Consider the following 19,969-nt stretch of genomic DNA (forward strand, 5'->3'; position numbering starts at 1 on the left):
ATCCACGCCACGTTGTGGCGCGCTGCACGAAGTGCAGCGTTAGAGCATTTACACTTTCAAAGGTAAAATGCTCTAAAAAATCAATCAACCATGCGCGCGTGCTCAAGGCGCGGTCATGACGACGCGCAGGCAGCGCAGGCAGCGCGACGACTCGCGCACGGCTTCCCATTCCAGCGGTTCTGTTTCCACCTCTGTAAAGCCGTGCAGGCGTTCGCGCAGAGGAATGGCGTGGATGGGCATGGGCGGCGTCGGGTCTTCAAGGGGAACGGCATCTTCCGTATCCAGCATATTGATGGACATGAGCGCCTGTTCCAGCTTTTCGCGCACAGTGGGGCCGTCATCTTCGCCGTTCAGGTGGGCGGCTATGTGCGCGGCCGCGCGTTTGCCTGCGGCAAGGGCGGCTATAAGCGAGCTTGGGCCTGTCACGCAGTCCCCGCCGCCGAAAAAGCGGGGCAGGGCGCTGACTTCGCCCGTGATGTCGTGGGCGTCCAGCGTGCGGTACTTGTTCAGGGCGCCGTCCTTGCCTTTAAGGATCACTTCCAGAGCCACCTTCTGGCCGATGGCGTAGACGATGGCGTCACAAGGCAGTTCAAAGTCGGCTCCTTCCACAGGAACAGGGCGGCGGCGGCCGGAGTCGTCCGCCGGGCCAAGTTCCATTTTCTGGCACACAAGGCCGGTAACGCGGCCATCGATGTTTTCTATGCGCAGGGGGGCCGCCAGAAAGGTGAAAAGAGTGCCTTCTTCCCTGGCTTCTTCAATTTCCACTGGGTCGGCGGGCATTTCTGCCTCGGTGCGGCGGTAGACCACGCGCACTTCCTTGAAGCCGTGGCGCAGCGCCGTGCGCGCGCAGTCCATGGCCACGTTGCCGCCGCCCACCACCACAAGACGGGTGCCGCTTACGGCCTGCCTGCCCATGGTGGCTTCATGAAGGTAGTGGATGCCGCTGAGGTAGCCCTGAGGGCAGCTGTCTTCGCCTTCGCAGCGCATGCCGGGGGCGTGGGGCGCGCCTGCCGCAATAAAGATCGCTTCAAAACCCTCATCGTGCAACTGGTCCACCGAAATGTCGCGTCCAATTTCAATGCCGGTGCGGATGTCACTGCCAGCGGCAGCCACCACGTTTATTTCCCGCGTCAGTACGGATGGCGGCAGGCGAAAATCGGGAATGCCGAATTTGGCCATGCCGCCGCAGACGTCATGCCGCTCGAAAATGGTGGGCGCGACCCCCAAATGGGCGAGGTAGTAGGCGCAGGACAGCCCGGCAGGCCCGCCGCCGATGATGGCCACTTTTTTGCCATGGGCAGCCGGTTTTTGGGGAACAGGGGGCTGATTGAGCGCGGCGTTGTGGTCAAAAAGAAAGCGCTTGAGATTGCGAATGGCCACAGGCTTGCCCTTGAGGCCACGTTTGCAGGCGGCTTCACAGGGGCGCTCGCACACGCGGCCAATGGTGCCGGGCATGGGGCAGTTTTCCATAACCCGTTCGAGCCCTTTGTCAAAACGGCGAAAGCGGATGTCTTCAATATACTCAGGAATAGTGACATGCCCTGGGCAGGCGTTGACGCAGGGGGCGGTAACCATGCTCGTATAGGCGCCGCCTGAGGTCTTTCTGGCCTTGAGCAATTGCGGTGCCTGTTCCAGCACATCCAGCAGGGGCTGGGGCGAGGTCTGGCCAATGTCGCAACGGGCGCTGGCACGAACCATGGCGGCCAGTTCGCGCAGGTATTGCAGGTCGTCGGCCCTTTCCTGCCCCTGGCACATCTGGTCAAGGCGTGCGGCAATGCGTTTGAGACCGCTGCGGCAGGGGAAGCACTGGCCGCAGGATTCGCCTGACGCCACGGCATAATATGCGCGCAGCATGTCAAGGACATCGACAGTGTCGTCGGTGACCGTCAGGCCGCCCCATCCCATAAAGGCTCTCTGAGTTTCAGGGGCCTTTTTTCCTCGCCATGTATCAATCGTCAGCATGGATATCCTCTGCATTCGTTCTGCCGTGTCGGCGTAGGCGTCCAAGTTAGCGTATTGGCAGCCCGGAGGCAAAGACGGCCCGGACGGGAAAGTTACATCCCGTCAGAGCCGTCTTTATGATGTCATGTGTTTTGAACATAACGAAAACGTTTTTTGTCTTGCCTTTTCCGGGTTTAGGTCATGCCAGGCAAGACATAAACCCGTAGCGGCATGCAGATTTTCTCGAACGCTCCTGCATTGGGAATGCATTTCAGTGCGCGGAGGTCGTCCCAGGTTTTGACGGGCGCTGCTCGTGCAGACGCCCCACGACGCAAACCAGCGTTGTGCTAGAACGAGGGCATGATGCCTTTGCCCACCAGTTCCTTTTCAATGTAGGCTTTGACTTCGGGCGACTGGGCAGCCTTGATGAGGGCCTTGGCCTTGGGGCTGTCCTTGTCGGCCGCGCGCACCACGATGATGTTGGCGTACGGCGATTCGCTGCCTTCAATAACAAGGGCGTCACGAGCGGGAATAAGACCGGCTTCGCCGGCAAAGTTGGTATTGATAACCGAGGCGGTCACATCGTCCAGGGTGCGGGGCAGCTGGGCGGCGTCAAGTTCATGAAACTTGAGACCAAGGGGATTTTCGGTAATGTCGGCCACGGTCACAAGAGCGCCGGGCTTGATCTTGATGATGCCGTTGGCTTCAAGCAGGCGCAGGGCGCGGGCTTCGTTGGTGGGGTCATTGGGCACGGAAATGGCGTCACCCTTCTTGAGGTCAGCCAGTTTCTTGATTTTTTTGGAATACACGCCCAGCGGTTCGATATGCACCTTGCCGATGGACACAAGACCAAGGTTCTTTTCCTTGTTCATGTTGTCGAGGTAGGGCTCGTGCTGGAAGAAGTTGGCGAAAAGCTGACCATTGGCAAGGGCCATGTTGGGCTGCACGTAGTCCGTGAATTCCTTGATGACCAGATTGTAGCCGTCCTTGGCCAGCAGGGGCTTGGCCACAAGCATGATGTCCTTGTGCGGGAAGGGGGTGACGCCGATGACGATGTCTTCGGCGGCAAAGGAAGGAACGGCCAGGGTCAAAATCATGGCCAGAGACAGAAGCAGGCGTTTCATGATGGCTCCTCGCTTGGGTAAGACTGTACCGGTTGAAGAATCAAGGCCCGACATGAAAATGGCGGGCTTTATCGCAGTATTTTGTACAAAACGTTGCAGATGCCCTGTATAAGCAGCACCAGTATGCACAGGATGATAACGGAATAGACCATTATATCAACCTGAAAGCGGTTGTAGCCGTATTTTACGGCCAGGTCGCCCAGACCGCCGCCGCCTACTGTCCCGGCCATGGCGGAATACCCAAGCAGGGTAATGGCAATGACCGCGATATTCAGCACTATGGAAGGCAGCGCCTCGGGAAAGAGCACGCGAAAAATGATCTGAGAGTTGCTGGCCCCGAAGGACCGGGCAGCCTCGATAACGCCCCTGTCCACCTCAAGAAAGCAGGTTTCAATGAGGCGGGCCACAAAGGGGGCCGCCGCGATGGTGAGGGGTACGATGGCCGCCGCGCTGCCGATGGAGGTGCCCACCACAAGGCGGGTAAAGGGGATGATGGCGATCAGCAGAATGATAAAGGGAAAGGAGCGCACCAGGTTCACCACAAAATCCGCCACCCTGTAGACCGAGCGGCAGGGGCTCAGGCCAATGGGGTTGGTCACGATCATGAGGATGGCCAGAGCAAAGCCGATGAGCAGTGAAAAGAACGTGGAGAGCATGACCATCTGGAGGGTTTCCCAGGTGGCCAGCAGAATTTCGGGCATTTTGTCCTGAAGACGGTCCCACAGGGGGGCGAAGTCCTGCGCCAGTTGCGCGAGGGTACTCAGATCACTCATGGCTCGCATCCAAGGCTTGCTTTACGGGATATTCCAGTATTTCCCAATAGAGATGCTGTTCTTCAAGGTAGCTCAGTACGGCTTCAATGTCCTGGTCCTGCACATTGATGATAAGAAAGCCGAAGACATCGTCCAGGTACCGCTCCAGCTTGCCGCCCACAATGGAAAAATCGATGCCAAGGGCCCTTGCCATCTGCGTGATGACGCTCTGCTGCGAGATGACGCGCGGGAACATGAGCCTGATGTTGGTGCCGCCGGGAATGAGCGTGTACTCATTCTCCACAATGGCCTGCATATCCTTGGTGGGAGAAAGAAAAAGATCTTCGGTCTTGCCCATGGCCACGGTTTTGCCGCCGTCGAGCAAGAGCAGGCTGTGGCAGAGGCGTTTTACCACTTCCATCTGGTGCGTGACCATGATGATGGTCAGGTTAAGCCGCTTGTTGATGTCTTCCAGCAGGTCAAGGATGGATGAGGTGGTCTTGGGGTCAAGGGCGGAGGTCGCCTCGTCGCAAAGCAGAATGCTCGGGTTCAGGGCCAGAGCGCGGGCAATGCCCACGCGCTGCTTCTGGCCGCCGCTCAGGCTTTGCACCCTTTGCCGCGCCTTGTCCGTGAGGCCCACCAGATCCAGCAGTTCCATAACGCGCTTCTCGCGGTCGGATTTGTGCCAGAGCTGGAGGGGAAAGGCTACGTTGTCAAAAACATTTTTGCGGGCCATCAGGTTGAAATTCTGAAAGATCATGCCCATCTTGCTTTGCAGCAGGCGCAGGGCGCGGGGCTCAAGCGAGGCCACTTCAACGTCCATAACCTTGACGCTGCCCTCATCATAGACCTCAAGACCGTTGAGACACCGCAACAGTGTGGATTTGCCTGCGCCGGAATGGCCGACAATGCCGAAAATTTCGCCCTGGCGTACCTGCATGTTGATGTTCTGTAAAACAACATTGCTGCCGTAGCGCTTGAGAAGATTGCTTACCTGGATCATGCGGCGAATACCTGGAGTCTGTTTGTTATAATCCGGGTACCATGCGACATTTGCAGCGAAAAGTAAAGAAGGCTGCCCGGTTTCCTGCGCTGCCAGCCTGATTACAGGCTGTGCGCCTGCGGTGCAGTCTGAGGCGTTGCAGGGACAAGGCGGTATAAAAAACCTCGGCGTGGTGCAGACCATGCCGAGGTTTTTTGTACAGAAGCTGTATCGTCAGGTCGTTGGCAAAGGCCGCTGAGCCATTACCTCTTTTTCAAAATCAACTACCGAAAAACAATAAGAGTTGTAGGGAAGCACTGATTAAAGAGCTTCCTGGAAGCGCGCAGTTATTTGGTTTGGCAAGGCGCGATCTTTTTTCAAGCTGGAGTGGACTCTTCCGTCCTCGACTGTTTCAAAAAAGGGAAGCAACGCAGCCAAACGGAATAACACAGCATTCCCACGTCAATTAAACATCAAACAGCATTTCCAGGTCTTCGCGGGTAAGGGACTTCCAGGTGTCCTGGCCGGGAATAATGGCCTCGGCCACGCCGCGTTTTGCTTCCTGAAGCTTGAGTATCTTTTCTTCCACCGTGTTCTGGCAGATAAGCTTGTACGAAAAGACCTGCCGTGTCTGGCCGATGCGGTGGGTACGGTCCGTGGCCTGACTTTCCACAGCGGGGTTCCACCACGGGTCGTAGTGGATAACGTAGTCCGCCGAGGTAAGGTTGAGGCCCGTGCCGCCAGCCTTGAGCGAAATAAGAAAGATGGGGATGTCGGGGCTGTTGTTGAAACGGTCCACCTGGTCAAAGCGGTCCTTGCTCGCGCCGTCGAGGTAGCAGAAGGGCACCTGCGTGAACTCAAGCCACTGCTTGATGATTTGCAGCATCTGGACAAACTGCGAGAAGACCAGCACCTTGTGCCCGCCTTCCACAATTTCCAGAATCATGTCCTTGAAGGCGTCGAATTTGCCTGACGGCAGGTTGTTGGAAAAACCGGGCAAATCCAGCTTGAGCAGCCGGGGGTGGCAGCAGATCTGACGCAGCTTGAGCAGGGCGTCCAGAATGGACATCTGGCTTTTGGCCAGGCCTTTTTCGTCCACATCCGCGAGTACCTGGGCGCGCAGCTTGCGGGCGAGGGCCGCGTACAGTTCCGCCTGGGCGTCTTCAAGGGCGCAACAGGTGACGCTTTCGACCTTGGGCGGCAGATCCTTGGCCACTTCGGCCTTGGTGCGGCGCAGAATGAACGGACGCACGCGGGTGCGCAGGTAGTCCAGAGTTTCCGCGTCGCCGTCCTTGATGGGCTTGACGATGCCGCGCTGGAACGCGTGCTGCGAGCCGAGGAAGCCCGGCATGAGGAATTCGAACAATGACCACAACTCGAAGAGGTTGTTTTCAATGGGCGTGCCCGACAGGCACAGTCGCATGCGGGCGTTGATGCGCCGCACGGCTCTTGCGGTTATCGTATTGGGATTCTTGATGTTTTGTGCTTCATCAAGGATGACGGTGTTGAATTCGTACTTCTCCATCTCCTCAAGGTCACGGCGCAGCAGGGCATAGGTGGTGATGACGAGGTCAGATGCGGTGATATGCTTGAACATACCTTCGCGGCGCGTACCGTAGATAGTCAGCAGCTTGAGGCTGGGCACGAATTTTTCCGCTTCGCGTTCCCAGTTGGGCAAAACGGAGGTGGGCACCACAATGAGGTTGGGGCCGCCCTGGCTGTGCTGCACCATGTGCTGGATGAAGGCCAGGGTCTGCACGGTTTTGCCCAGGCCCATTTCGTCAGCCAGAATGCCGCCGAAGCCGTATTCCGACAAAAAGTTGAGGTACGAAAGGCCCTGCACCTGATAGGCGCGCAGGTTCGCGTTGAGGCCCTTGGGCGGCTCAATGGGGCGTACCTCGCGGAAAGAGCGTATCTTCTCCCGCAGGTTGTTCCAGAAGGAGTCGGTGGCAGCGCCGGGCAGATCTTCCAGCAGACTGTCCAGCACAGGGGCTTCGAACTGCTTGAACTTGTGCTGCGGCGGCTTGGAGGGGTCAAGGCCGAGGGCGGTCAGCTTGTGCGAGAGCTTTTCAAGCCACGCTTCGGGCAGGCTCGTGTAGGAGCCGTCCTTCAACTGCACATAGCGCTTGCCGCGCGTCCAGGCCTTCCAGATTTTTTCCAGGGGCAGGGACTGGCCTTCGTAATCAACGGTAATATCCAGCGAGAACCACTTTTCCTTTTCATTACTGACAACCTCGGCAGTAATGTTGGACGTGGCCGTGCGCACCTTGTAGCGCGAAAGCGCTTTTTCGCCGTAAACGCGGTAGTTTTCGACCAGCTTTGGGTAGTAGTCCAGCAGAAAGGCAATGGCTTCTTCCGGTTCGAGAAACCACAGTTTGCTGGAGCGGGCCTGAAAATCCATGCCCGCAAGATCCGACATGAGCTGGGCTTCTTCGTCCTGATGGCGGCGCACCAGAAAGGTCTGGCCGTCATAGGCATAGCTGCCGGTCTGGAAGTCGGGGTTGGGCCCGTTGAGCGTGAATTCGCCGTGGCGGGTCTCATAGATATTGTCAATCTCAAGCGTGAGCAGGCTGCCCTCTTCATCCAGAAAGAGCTTGGGATTATAGGTGGCGGGCTGAAACACCGGCTCCATCTGCTTGAGGAACTGCTGGGGCTCGTACAACTCGGAAGCGGGAAGGCGCGTCCACACGCGGTCAAGAAATTCAGAAATTTCCTCGTGCGGCACCACGGGGCGCTCATAGATGAGATTGCGCACCAGTGAGGGGTAAAGACCCGTCTGCACAGGGTAGAAATTGTGCTGGTAGCAGACCCAGAGCGGCATTTGCCCGTGAAACGTGATGGGCGCGTCTTCCGGGGCGGAGCTTTCGTTCAGCGGGTTGCGGCTTTCAGCGGCAGCGCGGCTTGCCGCGCCAGCCCGGATGGGCAGGGGGGGGCGGCCTTCGCGCTTGAGCAGCACCTCAAAGCTGAAGCCTGAATCGTCCAGAATGGGCTTGAGCTTGAGCGCAAAGGGCGTGCTTTCTATACGGCAGGGCATGTCCGTATCTTTCCAGAGCAGATAGTATTCCTTGCGCACCGACCAGAAAAACCATGAGGTAAGGCCCTGCGGAATTTCAACCCTGTGACCGTAATAGTCGAGGTGCTGGCCGATCTGGCGGGCCACATGGGGCAATTGCGGGGAAAACTCGCACCATTCCGGGTTGTTGATGATCTGCTCCAGCGTCACCTCATTGTGCACGCTGGACAAGCCGGACTTGTTCTGACGCCCGCGAAAGAAGGACACCAGAAGGCGGCCCTGTTCCGGTTCAAAGCGAAAGATGAGATAGTGGCGGCCCGGCTCGGCCTCCATATCGGTGGAAAAAAAGTTCCGGAAGCTCTGCTTCCAGTCCGTGCTTGGGGGGGGGCTTTCTTCAGCGTCGCCCTGTTCTTTGCGCAGTTCTTCCACAAGGCGCAGGCCGAGGGCCGCCACATGACGGCATATACCGGTGAAGGCGTCGGAGCAGTTGCACTGGTGGCGCGTGCTGCGATCGGTGATGGTCAGACTCAGGCTGGGCGTATAGACCTGCAGGTCATCGCCCTGGATGACGCCTTGCACGTCCCAGGTCTCGCCTTCCTGAATATTTATTTTTTGCACCTCGCCTTCGGACAGTATATAGTACGCTGCGTCGCGTATGTATTCCGGCACGCTGTCGTGCAAAAAAGCTTGGCACATTTCGCGAACGACGCTTTGTTCTGATCGGCTCATGCGTTCCCCAAAAAACCTCTGTCAGACATTTTGAATTTTTCAATGACAGGGCGCTGTTATGATGTTTGCGATAAATAGCACAGGTGGGGGGTCGAAAGCAATATGAAGCTACAGGATTATGGAAAAAATAAATTTTGAGTGGACAAACAGTATGTTGGATATAATTGCCAGGGTTGTGGTCACGTTCTTACTAGCTGTTTTCACGGGATTTTTTCATGCCTCGGCTTGCCTGGCGGACGAAATCATTTCCAAAGAAAACCAATGGGGCAGTCCTGTGGACGGGGGCCGCATCCTGTTTGGCAGCATAGGTGAAGCCTCGAATCTGATACCGTATCTTACTGCGGACTCTGCCTCGCACGAGGTGGCAGATCTCATTTATGTGGCCCCCCTGCGCTATAACAAAGACCTTCAGGTTGAGCCGTGGGCCGCCGAGAGCTGGAGTATGGAAGATGACGGGCGGCTCATGCGGTTTACCCTGCGCAAGGGCATTCTGTGGGAAGACGGCGTGGAGCTCACCACCGCAGATGTGGCCTATACCTGCAAGGTTGTGGCTGACCCGGCCACCGGCAGCCCGTATGCCGAAGATTTTTCGCGCATCAAGAACTTTCGCATTATTGACCGGTATACCTTTGAGGTTGAGTACGAGCATTTTTTTGCGCGCTCCGTGTCCACCTGGATGCAATCCATACTGCCACGTCATTTGCTGGAAGGACAGAACATTCGCAATACGCCCTTTTCACGCAAACCTGTGGGGGCGGGGCCGTACCGCCTAAAATCCTGGGAACCGGGCAGCCGCATCATTCTTGAAGCCTCGCCAAGCTATTTTGCGGGCAAGCCCCATATAGCCGAGGTCGTATACCGCATCATTCCTGACAACGCCACGATGTTTATGGAAACCCGCGCCGGGCGGCTTGACGTCATGGGGCTTTCGCCGCTGCAATACCTGCGGCAGACGTCTGGTCCGGCCTTTGAGCGTGAGTTCAACAAGTTTCGCTACCTGGACTCTTCCTATGTTTTTTTGGGGTTCAACCTGCAGCATCCTTTTTTCAAGGATGTGCGGGTGCGCAGGGCCATTTCGCAGGCCATCGACCGTGAGAGCATCATTCAGGGCGTGCTGATGGGGCAGGGCATACCTGCCTTTGGGCCTTTCAAGCCCGGGGTCTGGGCCTACCATCCCACCTTGAAGCCCATGCCGCAAAACGTCGCTGCCGCGCGCGCTCTGCTGGCCGAGGCCGGGTTTACGGACAGTGACGGCGACGGCCTGCTGGACAAGGACGGCAAGCCTTTTTCCTTCACCATCCTGACCAATCAAGGCAACGAGCAGCGCATCCTCACCGCCACGGTCATACAGTCGCAGTTGCGCGCCGTGGGCATTGACGTGCGCATCCGCACGGTTGAATGGGCCGCGTTTATCAGGGAATTTGTCAATAAAGGCCGTTTTGACGCCATAATCCTCGGCTGGACCATCCCGCAGGACCCGGATATCTATCAGGTATGGCATTCGTCGCAGGCGTTCGAGGGTGGCCTTAACTTTACCTACTACAAAAATCCCGAAGTGGACAGACTGCTGGAAGAGGCGCGCTCAACCCCGGATCAGGACACGCGCGCGCAGTTGTATTACCGCATGCAGGAAATACTGGATGCAGAGCAGCCCTACTGTTTTCTCTTTGTGCCCTATGCCCTGCCCGTTGTGCAAAAGCGCTTTCAGGGCGTTAAACCTGCGCTTGCAGGCATCATGTACAACTTTGAAAAGTGGTGGGTGCCCAAAGAATTGCAGGGGTACAGCCTGACGCCAGAATAGCCCTGTCTTGTGGCGGCATGATGACAGCGTGGCGTGTTTCGGCCCGGCAAGGTTTCAACCTTGCCGGGCTTTTAGCCAGGTTTGTGAAAGTGCGTGTTTTTTCGCGCCGCTTGTGACGTTGACAAGGCTGAGCAAGTAAGAACATAGTCAAAACATTACAAAGATATTACGCCCCGGATGGGACTTACGCATGATTCGTATACAGGAAATTCTCGACAAGGTTGCGGCGCATAATCCCAGCGCCGATCTGGAACTTATCCAGAGGGCATACGTGTTTGCCGCTACCGCACATGTCGGACAGACGCGCCTTTCCGGCGAGCCCTATCTGTCCCATCCTCTGGCCGTGGCCGATACCCTGGCTGAAATGGGATTTGACGAAGCCACGGTGGCCGCCGGCCTTTTGCACGACACGGTGGAGGACACCAAGGCCACCATCGAAGAGCTGGATGAAAATTTTGGTGAGGATGTGGCCGATATTGTTGACGGCGTCACCAAGATCAGCATGATTCCCTTTGAAAACAAGGAAGAAGCGCAGGCAGAAAATATCCGCAAGATGATCCTGGCCATGAGCCATGACATGCGGGTTCTCATGGTCAAGCTCGCCGACCGTCTGCACAACATGCGCACCCTTGATTTTCAGAAAGCGTACAAACAAAAGCGCATCGCCCAGGAAACCATGGATATTTACGCCCCGCTGGCCAACCGCCTGGGGCTGTATGTTCTTAAGCGCGACCTGGAAGACCTGAGCTTCAAATATCTGCGGCCAGACATTTACAATCAGATCGACCACTGGCTAGACAAGCATCAGGTGGTGGAAAAACAGATTATTGCCAAGGTTGTTGACCTCATCAAGGATTTGTTGGCTTCCAACGGCATTGACGGCCAGGTGTATGGGCGCATCAAGCACAAGTACAGCATCTATAAAAAGATGCAGTCCCAGTCGCTCAGCCTTGATGAAATGCATGATATTATGGCGTTTCGTGTGCTGGTTAAGGATATCAAGGACTGCTACGCCGCGCTGGGCCTCGTGCATTCGCAGTGGCGTCCGGTGCACGGACGCTTCAAAGACTATATCTCGATGCCCAAAACCAACGGCTATCAGAGTCTGCACACAACCGTCATCGGCCCCGAGGGCGAGCGCATCGAAATCCAGATCCGTACTGAAGACATGCACCGCCAGGCTGAACACGGCGTGGCCGCGCACTGGCTGTACAAGGAAAAAGGCCGCGTCAACAGCAAAGACCTGGAGCAGTTTGGCTGGCTACGAGAAATTTTTGAACGGCAGAGCGAAGAAACCGACTCGCGCGAGTTCATGCATTCGCTCAAAATGGATCTCTTCAAAGACGAGGTCTATGTCTATACCCCGGCGGGTGATGTAAAGGAACTGCCCGAAGGCGCAACGCCCCTGGATTTTGCCTTTATCATCCACTCCAAGGTCGGGCAGCACTGTGCGGGCGCCAAGGTCAACGGCCGCCTCATGCCCCTGGGTACGGAACTGAAAAACGGCGATATTGTCGAAATCGTCACAGATCCCAGCCGTAATCCCAACCGTGACTGGCTCAAGATAGTCAAGACCGCCAGGGCGCGCAGCCGCATTCAACACTACCTGCGCACCGAAGAACGCGCCCACGCCGTAAGCCTCGGGCGCGACATGCTGGAAAAAGAAGGCCGCAAGGTCAGCCTTAATGTGAACAAGGCCATCAAGGAAGGGCATATGGCCCTGGTGGCCCAGGAAATGAATTTTGAAGGCGTGGATGATCTGGTGGCTTCGGTGGGCTATGCCCATACCACGCCGCGCAAGGTGCTCAACAAGCTGTACGCTGTTCTGCATCCTGGTGAAGCCGCAGCCACGCCCGCAACGCCCACTGTCAAAGAAAGCAAGGATGCCGCCACCCGCAAGACCGAGGGCGTGGGAATTTCCGGCGTGGACGGCGTGCTCATGCGCTTTGCCAAGTGCTGCAATCCCGTACCAGGCGACCCCATCATCGGCTATATCAGCCGGGGGCTTGGCATCAGCGTGCACCGGGCAGACTGTCCCAATGTGGCCAATATGGAGCCGGAGCGGCTCATTTCCGTCCATTGGGACGGCGTTGAAGAAAAGCCCTATGAAGCCGGCATCTTCATCATTGCCAAGAATGAGCACGGCGTGCTGGCCCTTGTGGCGCAGATACTCGCCAAAAACAATGTGAACATTACCGGCCTGAACATGGACAATCTGGTGGACGGCCGCGCCAAACTGCGGTTCACCGTCGAGGTGCTTGACGCCACGCAGCTCTATCAGCTCATCGAGGCCATTCGGGCATTGCCCCCCATTCTGGAAGTGGTGCGGGATACGGAAGACACAAAATAGGTTTTTTCGCGCAAACAGCTTTTCATGGCCTGTGGTGTAGTGACGCCGCAGGCCATACTTTATGGATGGGACTGCCGATTGCATCTGTACACGCCAGTTCAGACGCATTCTGCGATGGTGTGCTGTCTAGAAGATGCTGACCCTGTCCCCCCGGTTCAGTTCAGAAAACGCTTTGTAATACACTGTATTACAATAAAGGTTTTAGGGGGTGGGGGCGTGGGGGAGGAGACCCTTTTTCAGAGCATTTAACTTTGAAAAAAGTTAAATGCTCTGACGCTGCACGAGAGTGCAGCGCGCCACAACGTGGCGTGGATTCAGGCGAAAATCGCATTTTCGCCTGAATGACAACTTTGAAATGTAAAGCATTTCAAAGTTACTCTGGTCTAAAAGGGTCCCTCCCCCACAAAGCATTGGTGGCTAGCCGCAGCGTCGGTATGGCGCATGCGCGGCAGGTTCGCCGCATGCGCGTCAGGTACGGCGTAGCGGCGAAAACCTTTCGCGAAAATCCATTATTTCGTCCTGGACTTTCATATCAAGCTCGTTGAGGTGCATCTCTGGGCGGCCAAGATAGTAGCCCTGAACATAGTCAAAGCCCATGCGCATGACGCTGGCAAGTTCGTCAGAGGTTTCCACGCCCTCGGCAAGGCTCAGGATCCCTTTTGAACGGCAATAGTTCAGCAGGCCTGAGAGAAGGTCCTTTTGCGACGCTGACGTGTTGTGGATGGATTTGATAAAAAACCGGTCGATTTTCAGAATGTCAGGTGAAAGATTGATGAGCCTGAGAATGTTTGAATGCCCGCAGCCAAAATCGTCAAGGGCCACCTGGGTGGACATTTCTGTACGAAAGTCTTTGACCTGCTGCGCCAGCGAGCTTTCCACCGTGGCCGTTTCAAGGATTTCAAAGACCATGTTTTTACATATGGCTTTATATTTCGGGTGAATGGTGCGCAATTTCGCCGTATTGAAAAAATGCGTGGAGATGGTGTTGAAAAAAATCTTTCTTTCTCCAAGCAGGCGTCGGTGGCTGTAGACCCATTCAAAAATCAATTCAAACGTGATTTTTTCAAGCTGGAGGAGCTTGGACTGGTTTTCGGCCAGCGCCAGTATGTCCAACGGGCTGGAAAAATCCGGCATTGTCGGGCGCATCAGCGCCTCATAGCCGATGATCCTGGCATCATGCAGGCTTGCAATGGGCTGAAAGGCAAAGCGGAGCATCTTGCCGTCAAGCAGTTCATTCAGCTTTTCCTGCCTGCCAAAAACATTGGCCTTTGTGCGATATATCTCGGGGCTGAACCGCATCAGGGTTCCCCTGTTGCGGCTTTTGACCTCCAACTGCGCGTGATAGGCGCAATTCATGAGGGTATCGCTTTCAAGAGCGTCGTGCGGGTAGACGGCGGCGCCGCTTGAGGCCCGTATCCATACTTCGTCGGCGCGCAGCATAACGCGGGTGTTGAGTAGGGTTTTCAGGCAGCCTTGCGCAAAGCCGAAGGCATCGGCCTCGTTGCTGAAACCGTGCGCGTAGACGGCAAACTCGTTGCCCGCCAGACGCGCAAGCAGGCTTGTGCCATAGGTGCATGCCTCCAGCACCTCGGCAACCTTGTTCAGATAGAGGTCGCCATTGTCATACCCGTAGGCGTCGTTGATGTACTTGATGTTGTCCAGCTCGCAACAAAAAAGCACCCCGATGCTGTCGGGCTGCTCATGAAGAATATCGCGGACCGAACGTACAAAAGACTTGCGGTTGAGAAGACCGGTTTCCGCATCATGGCTTTTGTCATACTCGGCCTGCTCTTTGAGGGTGGCTGCCTGGCTTATGACAAATTCGAGCCCTTCGGACAGGTCCCCCATATAGTTGCCGGGCAACGCGGGATAGCCCGCCGTCGCCATCAGCATTTGCCGCGCAAGACGCTTGAGGTTCACGTGCAGCGTCTTGAGTTCGGCGGCAAAAGGGTTTGAAGGCCCAGGCGGAGAAACGGAAAGGTTCCCCTTTGCAAGTTCCGCCGCGTAGTTTTTTACTTCCGCGAGGGCCTCGGTTATCTGGCAAAGCTTTTCAGCCTGAGATGAGGTGCTGGGCTGGCAGAATGCCTCCAGAGCCTCATCATACTGACCGTGCAGTAATTTATTCAGTCCACGCTCTATCTGCATCCTTGCCTCAGGAAATGTACTTGCTGATTATGCGGCGCGCAGGCTATGCATCAAAGGTAGAAAAAGCTTCAGTATCAGTATTGGCAAAATATTGCGCTATGGTCGCGGCGATGGCGGACTGGTCGCAGTTTTCCGGCAAAAGTGCGGCGGCTTGTTCACAGAGCCTTCCTTCGGCGTCAGGCGGGATGTGGGCGAGAATGTTGGCGGCGGCAAGAAGCTGTGCTTCCAGCTTGCATGTTGGGGCCTGGTCGGGAGCGTGATGCCAGTTGATGGGCTCGGTCAGTATAAGGGGCAGCTTCCACTGGTACAGAACCACCGCGCCAATAAGCGCGTGGTCCATGCTCCAATAGGCGTTCTCGACCTCAAAATACTGGCGGCAGCATTCTTTGCATGTGGTTGTCATGATTTCCCAGAGTTCCGGACGGCAGGCGGCAAAAAAAACCTTGCCGATATCGTGGAGCAGACCGGCGATGTACGCTTCGTCCGGGTCCATGACCAGACGGTTGTTTTCATCAGCGGAAGGCCCCCATACGCCGTCAGCCCCCCCCAACTCGGCAGCCAGAATCTTGGCAATGGCGGCGGTTGTCAATTCGTGCTTCCACAGCCCCTTGATGTCAAAGCCCTTGGGCAGGCGTGCCCCTTTGATGACGGCGGCCATGCCCACCATAACCACCAGCGTTCTTATGGTTTTCAAGCCCACAATATTTATGGCGCGGTGGAGGGTGGATACTTTGAATTCCTGGCCATAGGCTGCGGAATTGGCAGTGGCAAGAACCTGGGCTGTCAGTTTTTGGCTCCTCTCAATAAGCCCCACCAGCCCCTTGGCCGGGGTGGCCGTGGTGTTTTTCGTCGCTGCAAACAACATGGGGAGCAGATCCGGCTCAAAGGGGAGTACCGGCGGCTTTTGCTGAAGTTCCTGCAGGCATGCGCGGGCGTCTTCTTGAGGTTGCATGGCTAATCATCCCGTTTTAGATTTCCGTAGAGCAGCGCAAAGGGCGGCATCAAGCATGCTTGGTATGCCGGGACCGGATGATACGCAGGGAAGTCTATTCTTGCCCACCTTCGCCATTCAGAACTGACGTCAGATATTCTGCCAGCGACTGCATGGTCCGGTATGGGTTTTCTTCGTGTTCAAAGGCCGAGTCCATGGCCACGGCAACACTTTTTCCCATCTTTCTCGTAAGGAGATCATCAATATTATCCAAAAAAAGCATCGTATCAAGCGAATCTAGTATGCCATCAACGCCCATTAACGATAGAGAAGGGCTGTACTTATGGGTAGCCTCGCTACCTTCCTGTGTAATTTCAAGGGCTTCTGCAAGTATTTTATGAATTTCATCCTGGCTGATCATAATAAAATATCCTTTTTTCAGTGTGTTGGCTGTGGGCGTCAACAACGAAACCAATAACCGCAAAGAGCCTGAATGTTATTCAGTGCCAGGCGTGTTGCTGCTGTTGAGAGTTTTTTTGCAAATAAGCAGGTACTCGTCAGGGGTATCGTGCCCGGGCATGTACATGGGGCGGAATATTTCACCGCCGGGGATTTCTTCCCTGTACAGGGCCGTACGGCTTATCTCCCTGAAGCCCTGGGCCGCAGCCAGAAGGCGTACCTTTTTATTGCTTGCCACCACATGATTGAAAATATTAATAATATTAAGCGATTTTTCCGCCCATGTGAATATGGTTTCGCAGGCGGCTGCCGCTAGCCCTTTGGGGGCGTGGCTTTCAATATACAGACCGTCAATGCAGCATTCATGTTTGTGAAAGGCAAAATCATTAAGGCCCACCTGGCCGTACAGATGTTCGTCTTCAGCAATAAAAAACAGAATGTAGTCGCGCACGGCAGTAATGTAATTATTCAAGATCTGTCGCATGGATTCTTCCGTCACGGCTGTGCGTGCAAGAAAGGCAATGGAGCTTGCTTCACGCCAGTGGACGAATTTTTTGATCAGTTCCGCATCCTGAATATCGGCCGCTGTTACAGCTTTAAGTGCGTAAGAATGCCCATTATGCTCAAAAGGAATGGTAAGGCCGTACTTTTTGGCTTTTGCAAAGAATTCCAGCGTGTCCGATTTATACTTGAGCCAGCCGGACGGCGGCACTTCAGCCCTGTCGCGCCCCGGTTCCGCGATCAGCTGCCGTATGGCCGCGCAAACGTAGTCCACTTCTTCTTCTGTGCGGTTATGGCCGCTGGGCAGGCAGATGGTTTTGACCGACGCGGCGTGGGCGGCGGGCGTTTGCGCCTGTTTGAACATGGGCATTGAGGAAATGGGAAAGTACGCAGGTTCGGCCAGGATATTGCTTGCGTGCAATTGCATGATCATTTTGCTGCGCTGGATATTCTGGTCGTCAATGAAAAGAAGGTTGGTCAAAAAGCTTGGTTGGCTGTCTTGCGGCACAGGGTTCAGCCGGATGCCCGGCATGTCGGCCAGGCGTTCCCTGTACCACGAATGTATCTTTTTTTTCTTGGCCATAAGGTCGTCCAGGCGGCTGGTCTGCGCAAAGCCCAAAGCCGCCTGAAGCGCCGAGATGGAGTAGTTGAATCCTATGAAATCATACGCAAACGGGTTGTCGGACGAGCGGCCTCCGGCTGCCAGCCGTGCCGCGCGGTCAAAAAGCAGATCATCTGACGTGAGCAGCATGCCGCCTTCACCGGCGACAACCGATTTGTTGCCCTTGAAGCTGAATGCGGCAAAGTGCCCGAATGACCCTGCCGGGCGGCCATTATAGCTGCTTCCTATGCCCTGTGTGGCATCTTCAAGGACAAACAGGCCGTTTTGGGCTGCAAGTTCCATCAATGGCGTCATGCGGCACGGCTGCCCGTAAAGATGCACCGCAATCAGGGCCCTGGTGTTGGGCGTGATCTTGCGGGCGGCATCCTCGGCTGAAAGGCACAGTGTGTCGGGGTCCACATCGCAAAAAACCGGTATTGCCCCGCAGTACGTCACGCTGGCCGCCACGGCGAAATCCGCCAGATCCGGCACCAGCACCTCATGACCCGGCTTCAGGCCAAGGGCGGCCAGGGCAATATGCATGGCCCCGGTGCAGCTTGAAAGCGCCAGGGAGTGTTTTTGCCCGGTGATCTGGGCCATAGTTTGCCTGAATGCATTGATATAGCTGCCGGATTTCATATTCCAGCCGGTTGCGCAGGCGGAGGTGACGTGTTCGATCTCGTGATGCGTTATGGAAGGGCCCTGGGGGAGAATGGGATCAATAATCATATCTATTCCCTCAGTTGGGGGTATATCCTGAAAATTTTTTATGCCAGTAGGCAATGCGTTCGGTTCGCGACGCTGTTTTTTCTTCTTTTATGTAATCGCATACCGGTAAGACAGCTGTTTTATCAAGGGAAAGTATTACCGAACCCCATGAAAGACCCGCGCCGAACGAACAAAGCATGGTGTTCGCGTGGCCTTTAGCCGCAGGGCCGGGGCCGTTGTTGGCATAGTGGGCGCAGACAAGAACGGGAACGGACGCGACCCCCAGGTTGCCATAAAGGCTCAGGGAATCGGTGGGGACATTTTCCTTGCGTATGCCGACTTTTTTGGCAATGGAGTCAACAATGATTTTATTGGCCTGGTGCAGAAACAGCCTGTCCACGCTTTGCGCCTCAACCCCCTCATGTTGCAGGTGTTCCTTTATATGCGGGGGGACGACGGAGGTGCTGAAGGTGTATATGCCCATGGGATCCATCCAGATGGCGCTCTGCCCGCCAAGGGTCCAGGGATTGCCCTTGTCGTCGCATACGGTCTGATTGAACGGACTGTCCGCGCCTTCGGAAGCGCTTTGGGGTATGCGGCTTCCGCCGCCGGGAATAACCAGGGCTTCATGTTTGCTGCCGTCTGTGCCAAAGGCAAAGCTCATGGGCGAGGGGGATTCACTATAGGCAACCAGTGCCGCTGTTCCCGCATCGCCAAAGATGGGCCCCACCACCCTGTTGGCGGCAGGCTGAAAGCGCCCCGGGGTGTCGCCTGCCAGAAGAAGCACCTTTTTGCAGGCGCGTGACTCCACAAGGCTTGCCGCCAGCCACAGGGCGTTTATAAAGCCTGCGCATCCGGCATTCATGTCCATGGCCACGCAGTGGCGGGGCAGGCCCAGCCGGTGTTGCAAAATGGCGGCACTTGCGGGCAAAAGGTAGTCCGCGCTGTGGCTGACAAAAAAAACAGCGCCGATATCGCTTGGAGGGGTATCGGTTTGGCGCAGAAGGTCGCGTGCCGCCTGAGCGCACATGTCTGATGCCGTCACGTCATCATCGGCTTTTCGGCGTGTGTGCAGCCCGCTGACATCGGTAAAGCGCTTGGCTTGAGCGGGATTATCTGAAAAATGCTCAAGCTCGTCTTCAACGGACACCGCATGTCCGGCTACCACGGAGCTTATGGCGGCAAGGGCCGCGTGCTTAAAACGTGTATTGGTCATATTTCTTTCCTCTGGGCTGCGGGGGCAGACCGCAGGGCGGTTCCGCGCTTGCCATTTGAAGGAATGTCTTTTTTACTTTATTTTCAGTGTGGCTCTGTTTGTCAGTACTTGTAAATGACAACTTTTATTGTGATTTACTGTATGAGCAGGAGCTTTTGCCACATGACCATATTTCTTCTGCAAAGGGAAGAGCATGGATGACGTGTTTGCTGCCCAAGGCAGTTTTTATCTCTAGGGACTGTTTCTAAATAATTCTTTTGTCCAATTGGCTGCGTCAAAAGGCCTTTTTTTTACTCTCGTCATGTACCGCAAAAGTACACTCCTTTCGTAAAAAAGCCTTTTTCCTTGCCCTTGGCGCAAAATCATTAATTTAGAAACAGCCCCTAGTATATGACTAAATAGAGAGTTATTGCATAATGATGAAGAAAGACGTTTTGGATTTTATCCATGCAGCTATATTACGGATTCTGTCCGATGAGGCGGGGGCGACCCCGCAGGTTGACGAAAAAACTCCCCTTTTAGGCAAGGGGGGCGTGCTTTCGTCGCTGATGCTGGTGGAACTCATGCTGGCTCTGGAAGACTATTGCACGGAGAACAACAGGCGTTTCACGTGGACGCACGACAGTATGATGTCAGCAAAGAACAGTCCGTACCAGACCATCGGCAGCCTGGCAGAATACATATGCTCCCTGCCGACACTTGGGCAGGAGGAGTGA

13 protein-coding genes are annotated in these 19,969 nt (G+C 55.7%); 3 read left to right on the forward strand and 10 right to left on the reverse strand.

All coding sequences use genetic code 11. The features are described 5' to 3' along the window. Nucleotides 1–102 precede the first annotated feature (102 nt). From DESU86_RS12365 to DESU86_RS12385, 5 genes are all read right to left on the reverse strand, one after another. The gene (locus DESU86_RS12365) at nucleotides 103–1,962 is read right to left on the reverse strand and encodes an FAD-dependent oxidoreductase (protein ID WP_179981319.1); all 1,860 of its coding nucleotides are present in this window, start codon (nucleotides 1,960–1,962) and stop codon (nucleotides 103–105) included. 326 nt (nucleotides 1,963–2,288) lie between these two features. Then, nucleotides 2,289–3,065, reverse strand: coding sequence for a MetQ/NlpA family ABC transporter substrate-binding protein (locus tag DESU86_RS12370; protein WP_179981320.1), 777 nt, complete (start codon nucleotides 3,063–3,065; stop codon nucleotides 2,289–2,291). 68 nt (nucleotides 3,066–3,133) lie between these two features. Further along, on the reverse strand, nucleotides 3,134–3,838 hold the full coding sequence (locus DESU86_RS12375) for a methionine ABC transporter permease (RefSeq protein ID WP_232088364.1): 705 nt from the start codon (nucleotides 3,836–3,838) through the stop codon (nucleotides 3,134–3,136). Continuing rightward, on the reverse strand, nucleotides 3,831–4,820 hold the full coding sequence (locus tag DESU86_RS12380) for a methionine ABC transporter ATP-binding protein (protein WP_179981321.1): 990 nt from the start codon (nucleotides 4,818–4,820) through the stop codon (nucleotides 3,831–3,833). The genes DESU86_RS12375 and DESU86_RS12380 overlap by 8 nt, the downstream gene beginning before the upstream one ends. A gap of 445 nt (nucleotides 4,821–5,265) precedes the next feature. Further along, nucleotides 5,266–8,541 (reverse strand): DEAD/DEAH box helicase, encoded by a 3,276-nt coding sequence (locus DESU86_RS12385; RefSeq protein WP_179981322.1) that lies wholly within the window; start codon nucleotides 8,539–8,541, stop codon nucleotides 5,266–5,268. Nucleotides 8,542–8,692: 151 nt separating this feature from the next. On the opposite strand from DESU86_RS12385, the gene DESU86_RS12390 reads away from it, so the two are divergent. Further along, nucleotides 8,693–10,342, forward strand: coding sequence for a peptide-binding protein (locus DESU86_RS12390; protein WP_232088365.1), 1,650 nt, complete (start codon nucleotides 8,693–8,695; stop codon nucleotides 10,340–10,342). A 190-nt stretch (nucleotides 10,343–10,532) separates the two neighbouring features. Continuing rightward, nucleotides 10,533–12,692: a RelA/SpoT family protein gene (locus tag DESU86_RS12395; RefSeq protein ID WP_179981324.1), complete on the forward strand. Its 2,160-nt coding sequence runs from the start codon at nucleotides 10,533–10,535 to the stop codon at nucleotides 12,690–12,692. Between the two features lie 468 nt (nucleotides 12,693–13,160). Here the strand turns inward: DESU86_RS12395 and DESU86_RS12400 are convergent, their stop codons facing one another. The 5 genes from DESU86_RS12400 to DESU86_RS12420 form a co-directional block, all read right to left on the reverse strand. Further along, nucleotides 13,161–14,837 carry a bifunctional diguanylate cyclase/phosphodiesterase gene (locus tag DESU86_RS12400; RefSeq protein ID WP_179981325.1) on the reverse strand — a complete coding sequence of 559 codons (1,677 nt, stop codon included), beginning with the start codon at nucleotides 14,835–14,837 and terminating at the stop codon, nucleotides 13,161–13,163. Nucleotides 14,838–14,880: 43 nt separating this feature from the next. Then, nucleotides 14,881–15,789, reverse strand: a complete 909-nt coding sequence (locus DESU86_RS12405) for an HDOD domain-containing protein (RefSeq protein WP_179981326.1) — start codon at nucleotides 15,787–15,789, stop codon at nucleotides 14,881–14,883. A 94-nt stretch (nucleotides 15,790–15,883) separates the two neighbouring features. After that, the gene (locus DESU86_RS12410; protein WP_179981327.1) at nucleotides 15,884–16,189 is read right to left on the reverse strand and encodes a hypothetical protein; all 306 of its coding nucleotides are present in this window, start codon (nucleotides 16,187–16,189) and stop codon (nucleotides 15,884–15,886) included. A 75-nt stretch (nucleotides 16,190–16,264) separates the two neighbouring features. Further along, nucleotides 16,265–18,058 (reverse strand): DegT/DnrJ/EryC1/StrS family aminotransferase, encoded by a 1,794-nt coding sequence (locus tag DESU86_RS12415; protein WP_179981328.1) that lies wholly within the window; start codon nucleotides 18,056–18,058, stop codon nucleotides 16,265–16,267. Between the two features lie 10 nt (nucleotides 18,059–18,068). Continuing rightward, the gene (locus DESU86_RS12420; RefSeq protein ID WP_179981329.1) at nucleotides 18,069–19,253 is read right to left on the reverse strand and encodes a 3-oxoacyl-ACP synthase III family protein; all 1,185 of its coding nucleotides are present in this window, start codon (nucleotides 19,251–19,253) and stop codon (nucleotides 18,069–18,071) included. Nucleotides 19,254–19,669: 416 nt separating this feature from the next. Here DESU86_RS12420 and DESU86_RS12425 point away from each other — a divergent pair, with 416 nt between their 5' ends. Further along, nucleotides 19,670–19,969 (forward strand): hypothetical protein, encoded by a 300-nt coding sequence (locus tag DESU86_RS12425; protein WP_179981330.1) that lies wholly within the window; start codon nucleotides 19,670–19,672, stop codon nucleotides 19,967–19,969.

The sequence above is a fragment of the Desulfovibrio sp. 86 genome (assembly GCF_902702915.1).
Classification (GTDB): Bacteria; Desulfobacterota; Desulfovibrionia; order Desulfovibrionales; family Desulfovibrionaceae; genus Desulfovibrio.

Bases quoted from the DNA above. Each gene is read 5' to 3' on its own strand.
- DESU86_RS12365 (WP_179981319.1), bottom strand. From the start codon at position 1,962: ATGCTGACGATTGATACATGGCGAGGAAAAAAGGCCCCTGAAACTCAG.
- DESU86_RS12370 (WP_179981320.1), bottom strand. From the start codon at position 3,065: ATGAAACGCCTGCTTCTGTCTCTGGCCATGATTTTGACCCTGGCCGTT.
- DESU86_RS12375 (WP_232088364.1), bottom strand. From the start codon at position 3,838: ATGAGTGATCTGAGTACCCTCGCGCAACTGGCGCAGGACTTCGCCCCC.
- DESU86_RS12380 (WP_179981321.1), bottom strand. From the start codon at position 4,820: ATGATCCAGGTAAGCAATCTTCTCAAGCGCTACGGCAGCAATGTTGTT.
- DESU86_RS12385 (WP_179981322.1), bottom strand. From the start codon at position 8,541: ATGAGCCGATCAGAACAAAGCGTCGTTCGCGAAATGTGCCAAGCTTTT.
- DESU86_RS12390 (WP_232088365.1), top strand. From the start codon at position 8,693: ATGTTGGATATAATTGCCAGGGTTGTGGTCACGTTCTTACTAGCTGTT.
- DESU86_RS12395 (WP_179981324.1), top strand. From the start codon at position 10,533: ATGATTCGTATACAGGAAATTCTCGACAAGGTTGCGGCGCATAATCCC.
- DESU86_RS12400 (WP_179981325.1), bottom strand. From the start codon at position 14,837: ATGCAGATAGAGCGTGGACTGAATAAATTACTGCACGGTCAGTATGAT.
- DESU86_RS12405 (WP_179981326.1), bottom strand. From the start codon at position 15,789: ATGCAACCTCAAGAAGACGCCCGCGCATGCCTGCAGGAACTTCAGCAA.
- DESU86_RS12410 (WP_179981327.1), bottom strand. From the start codon at position 16,189: ATGATCAGCCAGGATGAAATTCATAAAATACTTGCAGAAGCCCTTGAA.
- DESU86_RS12415 (WP_179981328.1), bottom strand. From the start codon at position 18,058: ATGATTATTGATCCCATTCTCCCCCAGGGCCCTTCCATAACGCATCAC.
- DESU86_RS12420 (WP_179981329.1), bottom strand. From the start codon at position 19,253: ATGACCAATACACGTTTTAAGCACGCGGCCCTTGCCGCCATAAGCTCC.
- DESU86_RS12425 (WP_179981330.1), top strand. From the start codon at position 19,670: ATGATGAAGAAAGACGTTTTGGATTTTATCCATGCAGCTATATTACGG.